Origin of the sequence: Microcystis sp. M53602_WE12 (genome assembly GCF_030065455.1) — a bacterium.
Classification (GTDB): domain Bacteria; phylum Cyanobacteriota; class Cyanobacteriia; order Cyanobacteriales; family Microcystaceae; genus Microcystis; species Microcystis aeruginosa.
Map to the genome: position 1 here is coordinate 1 of NZ_JASJFB010000687.1, position 12,333 is coordinate 12,333.

General features: G+C 43.9%; 17 protein-coding genes. 10 read left to right on the plus strand and 7 right to left on the minus strand.

Annotation, left to right across the window (positions count from 1 at the left end):
* The first annotated feature begins 147 nt into the window (after nucleotides 1-147).
* Complete coding sequence (locus tag PX482_RS21410; RefSeq protein WP_287971896.1) at nucleotides 148-345, plus strand: hypothetical protein; 198 nt, start codon at nucleotides 148-150, stop codon at nucleotides 343-345.
* Between the two features lie 147 nt (nucleotides 346-492).
* Entirely contained in the window at nucleotides 493-834 is a 342-nt protein-coding gene (locus PX482_RS21415; RefSeq protein ID WP_288055016.1) for a hypothetical protein, read from the plus strand.
* A 238-nt stretch (nucleotides 835-1,072) separates the two neighbouring features.
* Here PX482_RS21415 and PX482_RS21420 read toward each other — a convergent pair whose 3' ends face one another.
* The 3 genes from PX482_RS21420 to PX482_RS21430 form a co-directional block, all read right to left on the minus strand.
* Nucleotides 1,073-1,954, minus strand: coding sequence for a 4-hydroxybenzoate solanesyltransferase (locus tag PX482_RS21420; RefSeq protein ID WP_002762982.1), 882 nt, complete (start codon nucleotides 1,952-1,954; stop codon nucleotides 1,073-1,075).
* A gap of 157 nt (nucleotides 1,955-2,111) precedes the next feature.
* Nucleotides 2,112-2,609 (minus strand): DUF427 domain-containing protein, encoded by a 498-nt coding sequence (locus PX482_RS21425; RefSeq protein WP_002762983.1) that lies wholly within the window; start codon nucleotides 2,607-2,609, stop codon nucleotides 2,112-2,114.
* A gap of 37 nt (nucleotides 2,610-2,646) precedes the next feature.
* Nucleotides 2,647-3,162, minus strand: a complete 516-nt coding sequence (locus PX482_RS21430; protein WP_002762985.1) for a DUF1499 domain-containing protein — start codon at nucleotides 3,160-3,162, stop codon at nucleotides 2,647-2,649.
* A 70-nt stretch (nucleotides 3,163-3,232) separates the two neighbouring features.
* Between PX482_RS21430 and PX482_RS21435 the strand changes: the two genes are divergently transcribed.
* Nucleotides 3,233-3,436 (plus strand): ssl0294 family protein, encoded by a 204-nt coding sequence (locus PX482_RS21435; RefSeq protein ID WP_002762986.1) that lies wholly within the window; start codon nucleotides 3,233-3,235, stop codon nucleotides 3,434-3,436.
* Nucleotides 3,437-3,509: 73 nt separating this feature from the next.
* Here the strand turns inward: PX482_RS21435 and PX482_RS21440 are convergent, their stop codons facing one another.
* The gene (locus tag PX482_RS21440) at nucleotides 3,510-3,974 is read right to left on the minus strand and encodes an SRPBCC family protein (protein ID WP_002762988.1); all 465 of its coding nucleotides are present in this window, start codon (nucleotides 3,972-3,974) and stop codon (nucleotides 3,510-3,512) included.
* A 446-nt stretch (nucleotides 3,975-4,420) separates the two neighbouring features.
* Nucleotides 4,421-4,669, minus strand: coding sequence for a hypothetical protein (locus PX482_RS21445; RefSeq protein WP_002762990.1), 249 nt, complete (start codon nucleotides 4,667-4,669; stop codon nucleotides 4,421-4,423).
* Between the two features lie 324 nt (nucleotides 4,670-4,993).
* On the opposite strand from PX482_RS21445, the gene PX482_RS21450 reads away from it, so the two are divergent.
* From PX482_RS21450 to PX482_RS28180, 5 genes are all read left to right on the plus strand, one after another.
* Entirely contained in the window at nucleotides 4,994-5,191 is a 198-nt protein-coding gene (locus tag PX482_RS21450) for a type II toxin-antitoxin system HicB family antitoxin (protein ID WP_002762992.1), read from the plus strand.
* Between the two features lie 5 nt (nucleotides 5,192-5,196).
* Nucleotides 5,197-5,535 (plus strand): DUF6972 family protein, encoded by a 339-nt coding sequence (locus tag PX482_RS28175; RefSeq protein WP_002762993.1) that lies wholly within the window; start codon nucleotides 5,197-5,199, stop codon nucleotides 5,533-5,535.
* Nucleotides 5,483-5,752, plus strand: a complete 270-nt coding sequence (locus PX482_RS21455) for a hypothetical protein (protein WP_002736772.1) — start codon at nucleotides 5,483-5,485, stop codon at nucleotides 5,750-5,752. The genes PX482_RS28175 and PX482_RS21455 overlap by 53 nt, the downstream gene beginning before the upstream one ends.
* Before the next feature lie 164 nt (nucleotides 5,753-5,916).
* Nucleotides 5,917-6,153, plus strand: coding sequence for a type II toxin-antitoxin system Phd/YefM family antitoxin (locus tag PX482_RS21460; RefSeq protein WP_002762994.1), 237 nt, complete (start codon nucleotides 5,917-5,919; stop codon nucleotides 6,151-6,153).
* Between the two features lie 140 nt (nucleotides 6,154-6,293).
* The gene (locus tag PX482_RS28180; protein ID WP_502845703.1) at nucleotides 6,294-6,413 is read left to right on the plus strand and encodes a type II toxin-antitoxin system YoeB family toxin; all 120 of its coding nucleotides are present in this window, start codon (nucleotides 6,294-6,296) and stop codon (nucleotides 6,411-6,413) included.
* 70 nt (nucleotides 6,414-6,483) lie between these two features.
* Here the strand turns inward: PX482_RS28180 and PX482_RS21470 are convergent, their stop codons facing one another.
* Nucleotides 6,484-8,796: a transglutaminase TgpA family protein gene (locus PX482_RS21470; RefSeq protein ID WP_288122997.1), complete on the minus strand. Its 2,313-nt coding sequence runs from the start codon at nucleotides 8,794-8,796 to the stop codon at nucleotides 6,484-6,486.
* 175 nt (nucleotides 8,797-8,971) lie between these two features.
* Here PX482_RS21470 and PX482_RS21475 point away from each other — a divergent pair, with 175 nt between their 5' ends.
* Nucleotides 8,972-9,709, plus strand: a complete 738-nt coding sequence (locus PX482_RS21475; RefSeq protein WP_288027035.1) for a phycocyanobilin:ferredoxin oxidoreductase — start codon at nucleotides 8,972-8,974, stop codon at nucleotides 9,707-9,709.
* Between the two features lie 303 nt (nucleotides 9,710-10,012).
* The gene (ndhD1, locus tag PX482_RS21480; protein ID WP_002762997.1) at nucleotides 10,013-11,596 is read left to right on the plus strand and encodes a photosynthetic/respiratory NAD(P)H-quinone oxidoreductase subunit D1; all 1,584 of its coding nucleotides are present in this window, start codon (nucleotides 10,013-10,015) and stop codon (nucleotides 11,594-11,596) included.
* Between the two features lie 72 nt (nucleotides 11,597-11,668).
* On the opposite strand, the gene PX482_RS21485 is transcribed toward ndhD1, so the two are convergent.
* On the minus strand, nucleotides 11,669-12,175 hold the full coding sequence (locus PX482_RS21485; protein ID WP_002768563.1) for a hypothetical protein: 507 nt from the start codon (nucleotides 12,173-12,175) through the stop codon (nucleotides 11,669-11,671).
* Nucleotides 12,176-12,333: the final 158 nt, after the last annotated feature.

A 12,333-nucleotide genomic window follows, 5' to 3' on the forward strand; every position in this document is an offset into this window, starting at 1 on the left:
TCAATTGTCTATCTTTTGGTATTAACCTATTTGTGCCTTAAGTCCTTTCCTGTATGAATTTCAGCTACTTTTGAGCGTAGTTGCTCTCATCGAATTTTATTTTAAGTTAATTATTTGCATAACAATTCCCGAAGAGCCAATTTTCCTATGATTGATGTCTTTTATCCGATTCCCAAGCTGTTAGATACTATTCTGACGGAGATTTATGCCGAAAATCGCCGTAAACATGAAGAAAGAATGACCGAATTGCAAATAATCTCTAATTCTTCCCTTCGCGATGCCTACGCTCAACAGCTATTATTAGATCGATTTCTTGCCCCTGTGGAAAATGCTCAACATAAGTAGGGAGGCACAATCATTTGTAGGATGGGTTAGCGGTAGCGTAACCCATCGGGGCGTTGGGTTTCATGCTTCAACCCAACCTACGTTCATCTTATATTTAATTCCACCCACCTACTTAGTATTCAAAATGCCGCTAAACACGCTCAGTACATGGCAGAAGTAGTTAATTATTATCATCATGACCATGGCTGTAGTCAAGAGCAAGCCCAAGAAATATCCCGTCAATTTCGGGCTTTAGCGGTTAAAATTTCTCAAATTGACTCTCTTTACGATTTAAAAATCATTTATCAAGTGGTTACTGTTTTCACCCAGCAATTATCAAGATTTAAACACCGAGAAAGAAATTATTCTTGGGAAAGGGAAATCAGAAAGGGTATTTTAGATCCATTAAATACCTGCATTGCTGTGGAGAAAAATTTTCAAAGACGGGTAGCTTTGATGACTGGTGAACCCGCATCAGCTACGGTAATGGGATTATCAGATTCAGAATAGGAAATAAGCTAAGACGTATTTAAACCGCTTATTCTTAGATTAGCCGAATTTCCCTCGCCCCCCCTGCTAGTAGGGTTGATTCAAGGTAGGGTTGATTCAAGGTAGGGTTGATTCATGAATCAACCCTACTAGGGTTGGGGGGGTTGCCTTTTGGCTCTTGCCCCTTGCCTCGTCTCAACAAGCAATTTAAATTAGGAAGAGCTTAGTTACTGACTCTAGGGACATTTTTGGGGGAGTTTTAATACAAACTTCCCCCAATCATAGCCGCTAATAAAATAAAACCGACCCAAACATTTTGACCGAACATTTGACCATAAACTGGTTTAGGTAAATCCGATTGACGTAACAGCCGGTATTGACGCAACCAAGCGATCGCAGCTAGAACCAACCCTAGCCAAAAAAAGGCTGATAACTGCATTTTTTGCCCCTCCCAAGCCAATAAACCCACTGTCAGGGCAAAAAAGACCCCCACGGCTTCCGGGGCGTATTTGCCGAAAAATATGGCACTAGAGTTAATACCAACCTTGAGATCATCCTCTCGATCGGACAGAGCATAAATAGTATCAAATGCCAATGTCCAAAAAATCACCGCTCCCCATAATATAAATGTATTGCTATTTAACGACCCGGTGACGGCACTCCAACAGATTAAAACCGCAAAACCCCAAGCGAGAGAAAGAACCAATTGGGGTACAGGAAAAAAACGCTTGGCGAGGGGATAGCAGATAATCAGGGGAACGGCGGCCACACATAGGCAAAAACTCAGGAAATTGAGATATAAAGCTAAAATTGCGGCACAAAAGAAAGCAATTAGAGCGATAATCAAACCAACCTTGATCGATAAAGCTCTGGCCGCTAAAGGACGGTTACGAGTGCGATCGACTTGTGGATCGATATCCCGATCCCAAAGATCGTTAACCACACAGCCGGCGGCGCTAGTGGCCAAAGTTCCCAAAACGATCACCCCGATCAAGGGTAGTGGCGGCACCCCCTCTGCCGCCAAAAATACCGCCCATAAAGCGGGAATCATCAAAATTAACCTACCGGCGGGTTTATCCCAGCGCAAGAGGCGAATAATCGTCATCCAAGTGGGTTCTAGATCGGGTTGGGATATGGTCATAATTTCTCGTAAAAAGTAGAAACTAGGAGTTAAGGGGAAGTGGGGTGTGGGGTGTGGGGTGTGGGGTGTGGGGTGTGGGAAGAATAAATAAAAATAATCTCCTGACTCCTGACTCCACCAATCAACTTTTTCAGCAAACCCTACTTACTTAACGTGATTACCAGCCCCAACTATTGGGAGCGCCTTTAAACGGACCAACCACATCGGAGGTTATCCATCCCCCGTAAAAGTTGCCAGGCTGCGGTTGTACTAATTCGCCGTCGGCATAACAAGCGGTCATTTTGGCAGGATAAAAAGCCAGATAATTCTTAATTGCCTGAAACTCTGGTGTTGGGTCCGGATAATACCAAGCGGCGTTAATTGCCTGTTGGTCGCCAACGGTGATATTGTAATATCCCGCTAGACCTTTCCACTCACAAAAAGACTTTTCTGCTGTGGCTTGCAGGTATTCCATTTTAATATCTTGGGGCGGTAGATAATAAACTGGAGGATGACTGGTTTCTAGAACTCGATAACTGCTTTTAGTATCGGCAATTATCACACCATTAAAGATAATTTTTAGGTGTTTAGGCGATAATTCTAGGCGCGGGGGACGAGGATAATCCCAGACGGATTCCTGTCCTGCTTTTGCTGGTATCGGTTGGGGACGAAACATAATTTTTCTTATATTATTCTCCGAGTCAGTTCACCGTTTACTGATTACTGATCACTGAAAAGAGTTTTCTCAGGGTTTCCACTCGTTCTCGATTGACATTTAAATCCGATTCTCCTAACCGGGAGGCCGAGCGAACATCGATCGCATTTTTGCTAGGATTAAGAAAAAATTCCAGATCATCGACAAATCCCATCCATTGACTGCTAAATTCGGCGTAGAGATAGTTACTATCTTGGCTAATAATTTTAGTTCTCGGTTGGGAGGCGATAATTTTAGCTAATTGCTCGATCGCTTCTTCGCCGCTACCCTGATAACTAAGGGGTTCGATCGCATGAGCCTGATCCTGACTCTGACTACTAACACAATTAGGAGTGACCGGACAAGGAGCCAGTTTACCCTCCCTGACTCCCAAATAATCGGGACGAGTACCGGCGAATAAACTAACGCTATCGGGAGCAATTAACCTAATTCCTAGCCAGATGAGCAGTATTCCTAGGAAAATAAACGGGGTTAGCCGGAAAGATTTTTTCACCGTGTTGGGAGTTTCAGTCATGCTAGTCTTACAGAATCACTTCAATTAACTTAACATTGATAGGTGTGACAATATCAGGAGATAGAATAAGATGTTTCTCGATGAATTACAACCCGTTGTTAAAGAACTGATTCAACAACCGATCGCTTTTTTCGGTGGTTTTGCCTCTGGATTACTGCGCTTGAAACTCTCGGACGATCCCCTCAAAAAATGGTTAGAACAGCAGGGATTAGTCAGTTTTAACGACAATAATCAGGATAATGGCAACGGTCCCCAGTCGATCTCGATCGATTAGGGATCAGGGGTTAGCTGTTGGGGGTGAGGGTATTCTCCCATCCCCAAAACCCCCCGCTTACCACCCCATCAGCTTAACTTGTTGCTGAAAGTAGATAAATTTCCTCGGCTACTCGTTTTAAGCGTCTTAATTGCGCTTCCATATCCTTTTTAGTCCATTTAGCGGCGAATTGCTGGAATCCCCACCCCACAACCGGATTAGGAATCGCAAACTCAAAACGATTGATTAGACAAGTGCCGCCATCATTGGGTTGACATTCCCAGCGATCGCAACCACGAAAAAAGCCTTCAAATTGCCAGACAATTAACCCCGGTTCTCTCTCAATCACCGTACTTTTCAGCGTTGGCTGAATTAGGGGAATTTGAATCAAAAAACGACTTCTCCCACCGATATCGGTCTTCCAATCCCCGATAGGTTCACAAACTAACAATGGATTCAACCAACGACGCATTAACTCTAAATCCGTGATACAACGCTCTACCGTCGTGGCACTAGCTTTAATCTGAATTGATTGTTCAAATACTTGACAAGATGACATTGATCTGCTTATAAGTGGGTGGGTGGAATTAAATATAAGATGAACGTAGGTTGGGTTGAAGCATGAAACCCAACGCCTGCATGGGTTACGCTACCGCTAACCCATCCTACAAATAATTGTGCCTCCCTACTTAAATTGCTGGCTGAGAATTATCGGTAGTCGGACAAAAATAAAGTTAACTGTGCAGACAAGGCAACAGTAAGGGTTTCGGCCTTGATTACATTTCTTAACATAGTGTTGTTTATAGCCTTTCTCATCAAGATAAAGTGTAACCTAATTTGCTATGGACGACCGGCGACCGACTCCCCAAAACGAAAACTTCGTACCTCACCATTAAGATAACTGCTCTCAAGCTCACTTTTTCACTAGCTTGAGCAACTCTCGAAAACGTTGGCGTAAACTCTCGATATTAACTGATAATAACATTGGTATCGAGAACAAAGCGTCTAGTCATCTTCATTTAAGAGAGATTCTAAAATTTCAAGGGTTAATCCTCTCTCTTGTGCTTTTTGTCCAATAGTATCCATCGTTTTATATAATTTGTCCAGAGATTCTTTTCTAGATAAATTTGAAGATTGAACATAAAAAGCGATTTTTTCTGCTATTTTTTGACGCTCTTCTTCCGTTGCATTCCAATAAGTTTCAGCAACATCTAAAGGAACTTTGATTAGGATTTCTGTTTGATAGTTTGTCATAATTATATTTTCTGAGTTTAGTAGTAAAGAAATTTAGTCGAAATTAATAGCTTCCCTTCAGCCAGCGTTACAGTCTAGAAGTTTCAGTTACTCTAGCGCATTGTTAAACTGATTGTCAAGTTTAGTTACTCTCAATTTAATATCTGTAATTTACTTTGGTTGCGAAAAACCAGTGCCGCTAGTGTAAGTATTCTCCAGCGCCGGGGCTAAATCTAGAGATGACGTTGGGGGGAAGGCTAATGTGGGAACGGTAAATAAATTTCGCTGAGTTGCTTGCTATGATTAGGGGTAATTATTAACACTTCTTAAAGAGCGAGTGGGAAAATGAGGCAAGTCATTGTATATCGAGACGAAGATGGCTATTGGATTGTGGAGTGTCCAAGTCTCAAGGGCTGTGTTAGTCAGGGAAAAACGAAAGAAGAAGCCTTGATTAATATAAAAGAGGCGATTGCCGGTTATATTGCGGCTTTAGCGGAAGACGGCTTGCCGATTCCAGCAATTATTAGAGACGTTGAAGTCTAACCATTATGAGCGGAATTAATCGCGAGATTTTTCTTGACACTAAGCATATTTCTAAACATCTACCGAATACTCCACAATCACGGAGATTACTGTTACGAGGACGAGCTATTCATGTGTTTAAAGATGAAGATACAATGCTACGAGTTATTCAGGCTATCATGGAAAGGGGTGAATACACGGGCAATGTTCGAAACTATGAGCGCTATGGGCTATTCTTTGCCGAAGCGATTGGTTGTCGTATCAGCCCAGATGGTTTAAAGTCTTCTTTATTCTACGGCGAGGTTAAGATTAATGCAAACAACGAATATCACGCAATTCCTCGAACCCGACCTAGTGAAGGATAATTGGCGCTTCCTAGAAGTTTGGGTGGATTCCATGCAGTCCCCTCCCTATATCCTGCTAGTGTTGATCGATAAGGCGAGGGGGTGTTATGTTTTTGATCCTGCTGAAAAGTACCGTCTCGTCAAGGCGTTTCCAGATTATGAAGAGGCTCAACTCTGGCTCTTGGAAGATGAATACGAACCGATTGAAGGACGATTATCTAGTGAGGAAAGCGCTTAGATTTGTTTAAACTTGTCGTTTGGAATGAAGTCAGAATATCGCCTTACCAGTGCCGTTAGGGTAAGCACCGAGATAGTTACGAATGGAGTCAGGTTTGGGTAATTGGCGCTAGGATTATCGGAGGATTTTCTTTCGGCACTGGTAGAAAACAATTAGGAGGATTTATGATCCCGGTTAATGAGGCTCAACAAAAGTTGCAGGATTTGATTGATTCAGTAACTGTTTCCCACGAACCCATTATTATTGAGGGATGCGATGGTAATGCAGTTTTGCTATCTGAAGGGGATTGGAAATCGGTACAAGAAACGTTATATCTCCTCTCAATTCCGGGGATGCGAGAATCAATTCGGGAGGGACTGGCAACGCCGGTTGAAGAATGTGCTGAGGAGCTAGAATGGTGAGGTGGAAATTGGTTTACACCAAACAGGCGCAGAAAGAAGCTAAGAAGCTTAATTCTAGTCATTTAAAAAATAAAGCGCAGATGTTACTTGACATTCTTCAGGTCAATCCATTCCAAAATCCCCCGCCTTAGGAAAAGTTAGTGGGAGATTTGAATGGTGTGTACTCTCGGCGAATAAGCATTCAGCATCGTCTTGTGTACGAAGTTATTCAATCTGAGGGTATAGTTAAAATCCTGCGGATGTGGACACATTATGAATAGCGTTAAGACATCGTTAAATCTAGGATTTGCTGAAAAACTTTTTCGGCAAACCCTAACTATAGGCTCAAGCTCACTTTTTCACCAACTTGACAAATTCTCGAAAACGTTGGCGTAATCTCTCGATATTAGCCGATTTCCCGCCATAACGCCAATCAACGTAGGCGCAAGCAATCTCCTCGATAATATTCGCCACTGGCGGCGGTTGGACGCGGCGGGCGGCGGTGGCGTATTCTAAAGGGGTTTGAGCGGGATGTTTACCATAACCGGCTTCTGTTAAGATTCCTAACATTTGCTGGTATAAACGCTCGATTGGTGGTAGTTTTGCTAACCGGCGACCCCGACGCCAACGATGGAACTGTCCCCATCCTAACCAACCAGCGTAAGCGAAGACGACCCCCACTAAACCGCCGAGAATTCCCCCGAAAAGACTGCCGGAAATAAAGCGCCATAACCAGGCCAATAACTGACCGATAGTAACGATAACATTTTCCCAAATCAGACCGAGAAAACCCGTTACTGGGGAGGGCAACCATCCGGCTACCCATTGCCAAAATTGCTTGAGGACGCTAAAAGGTTCCGCTTGCTCAAAGGATGGGGGAATTAATTCGTGGCCCGGGATAGGATCGAAATTGTACCAACCGTAACCGGGGAAAAACACCTCTGTGATGGCGTAAGCGTCCGTATTTTGGACAACATAAAAGCCAGTGAAAGGATTAAACTGGCCAGGAGCAAAACCGGTGGCTAATCGGGCAGGAATACCGATCGAGCGTAACATAATCGTTAACACGGTGGAAAAATGATCGGCGTAACCCCCCTGAAAACGAAACAAAAAGGCCGAGACTAAATCCTCATTTTCGGCTAAAAAGGGCAAATCGGCTTTTAATTCGTAGTTTTGCTTCAATGCTTGGGCTAAATATAGGGCCTTCTCGTAGGGAGAGGTTAACGGTGTGGGAGATTTTGCCAGCAATTCCTCGGTTTTTCGGCGGACTTTCGGGGCAATTTCGGCAGGAATTTGTAAATAATGCTTGAGAATAGACTTAGGGTAGGTTTCTGGTGCCGATCGCAGTTGGCTGCGATTGCGTTCCGGCACTTGTGAGATTACAGTATAAGTTAGCCCTTCCGCTAACCCCCCCGGCGACCTTAAGCTATTTTCTCGGTCTAAAGATACCTGTCGGGTAGGAAAAAAGAGAAACTGAGGCGAAGTAAGAGCGGGGATAATATTCGGTAAACTGGAGACAATGCTGTAAGTTTGGACTACCTGATGGGTTTTGGCTTGGGTTGCAGGTAGCGGCACAAAAAAGCGATAGGACCAACTACTGCGATTTAAATCCTCCACTTCTTGATCTCGCGAGATTTGCCACCCTTGACCAGTATAGCGATCAAAGGCCATAGCCCGCCAGAATCCGGGGGCTTGGGAACGTACCCGCATGACTGTCTGGGGAGTCATACTTCCCCGCAAATTTTGGTTGATTTGGGGGTTAAAACCGTAATAAAAGGTGGAATCTAACTGTCCTGACCCTGTAGTGGGACTATTACCGCCATTTACGCCACCATTCCCCGTTTCACCCTCGCGCACATAGCCGGGGTTAACGATTTGTCGGTCTCCCTGTTCAAAATCCTGATTTTCCATACCTCCTGGACTATTGACGGGAAAAGATTGAATTTGATAACCAGGAAAACGCGGCATCAGGGCAAAAATTGTCAATCCCAAGAGGAGAATTGTCAGAAAGAAAATCCCGAAACGTTTGGGAGAAAGGGGAGAATTTTGTGGGGAAACTAATTTTTTTGTAGCTAGACGGGGGGGTTTCTTTGCCAAGAAAGGGAGACTCTGATTGAGATTATCTAAACCTAAACGAGAACGATAGTCTAAAACTAGGGTAGGTAGGGATAAAAGCAGAAAGAGGATTAACCAAGGCGCAAAAGCAAGGGTTTGAGAGATTGTCCCGGCGACTCCCAAGAGAATTAAACCGATTACCATAGAATAACCTAAGTCTTTGCGTCGGGGCAGGTCAAAACTATGGAGAATTTGTAATTGAATTAATAATTGTGTTAAGGCAATGCGACTATCCTGCATCGCAACGATATCACCCAAGAATAGCGCCAACACTACCAACATTCCGATCGCTATACAAAATTTTGCCCCAATATTGCGCTTTTTCCTGCGTCGCCAACTCCAGATTCCGCCGATAATACTGAGAGGAACGGCCCAAATACTGGTATAACTATCAGTAGCCACATCGGTGGCGATAATACCGACGATTACTAAAGCTTGCACCAGAATTCTTAAAATAATCGATTCCTCGGTTTCTGGCAAGGGAGAAGATTCTATCTTTTGCCAGAGGGTTTTTAAGGAAGGTCTTGGACGAGCGGCACTGCTAACCATAGGGTAAATTGGGAGAAGGACAAAGAAGTTAATTTTATATTTCCCAGTTTTAATCTCGATCGCTCCATGGGGTAAAGTGGATTTTAGATGTCAGGAGTCAGGAGACGGGAGATAGGGAGCAAAAAGCTGATGACTGATAACTGATAACTGATAACTGATAACTGATAACTGACCTATGATAGCCGTTACCAACCCTGAAATTTTACCGTTACTTCATCCCCTGATTGGACAATTAGCCACAGCAATTCTGTCCCACTGGGAAAATTATCTTGATTTGTCGCCCTTTGAGTTACCCGAAGGTTTAGGCTATGTGGAGGGACGTTTAGAAGGGGAAAAATTAATTATCGAGAATCGCTGCTATCAAACCCCCCAGTTCCGCAAAATGCACCTAGAACTGGCTAAACTGGGCAATGGTTTGGATATACTTCACTGTGTCATGTTCCCCCGTCCAGAATATCCGCTGCCGATGTTTGGATGTGATATAGTCTCCGGCAAAGCGGGAATCAGTGCCGCTATTGTGGATCTTTCTCCCACCAGTGTCGATAAAACCCTCTCTAGTGCCTATAATCAAGCTTTAGCGGCTTTACCTGGGGTCGATTTCGCTCAAGCTCGTGATTTGCCGCCTTGGGGTCATATTTTCTCGGAATATTGTCTGTTTATTCGTCCCGAAACCGCCGCCGAGGAACGACAATTTTTACAAAGAGTAACAGATTTCTTGACAATTCACTGCAAATGTGCTAGGGAAAGTCAGCCTCTTTCTGGGGAAGAAGCGCGCATTTATTTACAGGGACAACGGGATTATTGTAGTCAACAGCAGAAAAACGATAAAACTCGGCGTGTACTAGAAAAAGCCTTTGGTTGGGAATGGGCAGAGCGTTATATGACGGGCGTTCTCTTTGATTTGCCCGATTAAGTAGGGAGGCACAATTATTTGTCGGATGGGTTAATGGTATAAAACCCTACACCCCACACCCCACACCCCACACCCTGCCCCCACCGAAAAACTTTTTTAGTAAACCCTAATTAGGCCAGAAGTCTCTTGAAACTTAACAATATTAATAGACAAAGACAGGAAAATAATTGCTAGATTGATTTAGGTACAGTTAACTGTAACCGCGAGAAGAAGAGAAAAAAAGCGGTTTTCCCCGGTAAAACCGCCAAAAAGCCCTAGCTTAATTTCTCGATTCTGACAATTAAATAAATATTAAAACAGCCGATGAATCTAACGAACTTTCCTTGGTTAACTGCCATCATCCTTTTTCCCATCGTCGCCGCTTTATTAGTTCCCATAATTCCCGATAAAGACGGTAAAACCGTGAGATGGTTTGCTCTGACGGTGGGATTAATCGACTTTGCCCTAATTATCTACGCTTTCTATACCAGTTACGATTTCGCTAATCCCAATCTGCAATTAGTGGAAAGTTACCAATGGTTGCCCGAAATTGACCTAAGATGGTCCTTAGGAGCCGATGGCCTCTCCATGCCTCTGATTATCTTAACGGGATTTATCACCACTCTGGCTATCTTAGCGGCTTGGCCGGTGACTTTTAAACCGAAACTATTCTACTTCCTAATGCTGTTGATGTACGGGGGACAGATTGCGGTGTTTGCCGTCCAGGATCTGTTACTGTTCTTCCTCGTCTGGGAATTAGAATTAGTCCCCGTCTATCTGATCCTCTCCATTTGGGGCGGTAAACGCCGTCTCTACGCGGCCACCAAATTTATCCTTTACACCGCCGGAGGCTCTCTCTTTATCCTTGTAGCGGCGCTGACGATGGCTTTTTATGGCGATACCGTCTCCTTTGACATGGTGACTATTGCTGGCAAGGATTTTCCCCTGAAACTGCAATTATTCCTCTACGCTGGTTTCCTGATTGCCTACGGGGTAAAACTGCCCATCTTCCCCCTCCATACTTGGCTACCGGATGCCCACGGCGAAGCCACTGCCCCTGCCCACATGTTACTAGCGGGAATTTTGCTGAAAATGGGTGGTTATGCGCTCTTAAGGATGAATATGGGGATGTTACCCGATGCTCACGCCGTTTTCGCCCCCGTTTTGGTGATTTTAGGGGTAGTTAATATTATCTACGCCGCCTTAACCTCCTTTGCCCAACGCAATCTTAAGCGCAAAATTGCCTATTCTTCCATCTCTCACATGGGATTTGTGCTGATTGGCATGGCTTCCTTTACCGATATTGGTACAAGCGGGGCGATGTTACAGATGATTTCCCACGGACTGATTGGGGCGAGTTTATTCTTTATGGTCGGTTGTACCTACGATCGCACCCATACCCTGATGTTAGACGAGATGGGCGGTGTCGGCAAGAAAATGAAGAAAGTTTTTGCCATGTGGACCACCTGTTCCCTCGCTTCCCTGGCTTTGCCCGGGATGAGCGGTTTTGTGGCGGAATTAATGGTATTTATCGGTTTTGCCACCAGTGATGCCTATAGTCCCACTTTCCGCGTCATTATCGTCTTTTTAGCAGCTATCGGTGTCATTCTCACCCCGATTTATCTCTTGTCCATGTTGCGAGAAATTCTCTACGGACCGGAAAATAAGGAATTAGAAGAACACCATGCCCTAGTGGATGCGGAACCCCGGGAAGTCTTTATTATCGCCTCTCTATTAGTGCCAATTATCGGCATTGGACTCTATCCCAAAGTGGCGACGACGATTTACGATGCTACCACCAATAAATTAACCGCCCTAGCGCGTAATTCCGTCCCCAGTTTAGTGCAACAGGCTAAAGTGAAAACCCCTAGTTTCTCCCTTTATTCCCTAAAAGCACCCGAAATTTAAATGTAGGGTGGGTTAGGCGACGACAAGTTAAGCAGTTAACCAATAATTAAAAATTCGCCGTAACCCACCACATTATTGATCAAGAGAGGACTTATCAGGAATAAGTAGCTTTAACAGAAACAATATCTGACTTATTTCGGAACGCATAGCTCTGATCTCACCTTCAATCACATCAAAGCGTTTTGATATTGAATTCTTGTCATAATCAATAGGCATCGAGTCTTGAGTAGATAGATTGTTGAGTTTATTAGCAAGAGCTGCCCAACTATTAGCTTTTAATCCAAAATAATACTTAGCTTCATTTAGCGTTCTAAACTGCTGCTTAAGAGTATCAACAGTGAAGTTGATTGTCTGATAAACGCAAGCTTGGTTGTCTAGATCTTCCTCAACCATATCAACAACCTCACGAATAAGTTGATCGTGATTTTCACTAATCTGAGCGGCGGCTCCTAGTATACGAGAGGTCGCTTTAATCTGCAATTCAGTATCTTGTTGAAGCTGATCGGCAATTTTACGAACTTGTTCCCCCAATGTGCCTTTACGCTTTGGCTCTAGAGCAGGTGTTAACTCTTGACTCATGAAAAATCTCCTTTATTCCTGGACTTCCCCCGTATAAACATACTAGCTATGGCTAAAAGTCTTACAGAGCCTGAGTTCAAGCAATACAATACCAATGAACTACTGGACACAAAATCCTGAAGTTCTTACGCCGATAGGGTTTGAGGCAAAAATTTTCA

Coding starts and splice junctions, on each gene's coding strand:
- PX482_RS21455 (WP_002736772.1), top strand. CDS start 5,483: ATGCAAACAACGAATATCACGCAATTCCTCGAACCCGACCTAGTGAAG.
- PX482_RS21450 (WP_002762992.1), top strand. CDS start 4,994: ATGAGGCAAGTCATTGTATATCGAGACGAAGATGGCTATTGGATTGTG.
- PX482_RS21460 (WP_002762994.1), top strand. CDS start 5,917: ATGATCCCGGTTAATGAGGCTCAACAAAAGTTGCAGGATTTGATTGAT.
- PX482_RS21470 (WP_288122997.1), bottom strand. CDS start 8,796: ATGGTTAGCAGTGCCGCTCGTCCAAGACCTTCCTTAAAAACCCTCTGG.
- PX482_RS21475 (WP_288027035.1), top strand. CDS start 8,972: ATGATAGCCGTTACCAACCCTGAAATTTTACCGTTACTTCATCCCCTG.
- PX482_RS21485 (WP_002768563.1), bottom strand. CDS start 12,175: ATGAGTCAAGAGTTAACACCTGCTCTAGAGCCAAAGCGTAAAGGCACA.
- PX482_RS21415 (WP_288055016.1), top strand. CDS start 493: ATGGCAGAAGTAGTTAATTATTATCATCATGACCATGGCTGTAGTCAA.
- ndhD1 (WP_002762997.1), top strand. CDS start 10,013: ATGAATCTAACGAACTTTCCTTGGTTAACTGCCATCATCCTTTTTCCC.
- PX482_RS21440 (WP_002762988.1), bottom strand. CDS start 3,974: ATGTCATCTTGTCAAGTATTTGAACAATCAATTCAGATTAAAGCTAGT.
- PX482_RS21435 (WP_002762986.1), top strand. CDS start 3,233: ATGTTTCTCGATGAATTACAACCCGTTGTTAAAGAACTGATTCAACAA.
- PX482_RS21425 (WP_002762983.1), bottom strand. CDS start 2,609: ATGTTTCGTCCCCAACCGATACCAGCAAAAGCAGGACAGGAATCCGTC.
- PX482_RS21445 (WP_002762990.1), bottom strand. CDS start 4,669: ATGACAAACTATCAAACAGAAATCCTAATCAAAGTTCCTTTAGATGTT.
- PX482_RS21420 (WP_002762982.1), bottom strand. CDS start 1,954: ATGACCATATCCCAACCCGATCTAGAACCCACTTGGATGACGATTATT.
- PX482_RS21430 (WP_002762985.1), bottom strand. CDS start 3,162: ATGACTGAAACTCCCAACACGGTGAAAAAATCTTTCCGGCTAACCCCG.
- PX482_RS21410 (WP_287971896.1), top strand. CDS start 148: ATGATTGATGTCTTTTATCCGATTCCCAAGCTGTTAGATACTATTCTG.
- PX482_RS28175 (WP_002762993.1), top strand. CDS start 5,197: ATGAGCGGAATTAATCGCGAGATTTTTCTTGACACTAAGCATATTTCT.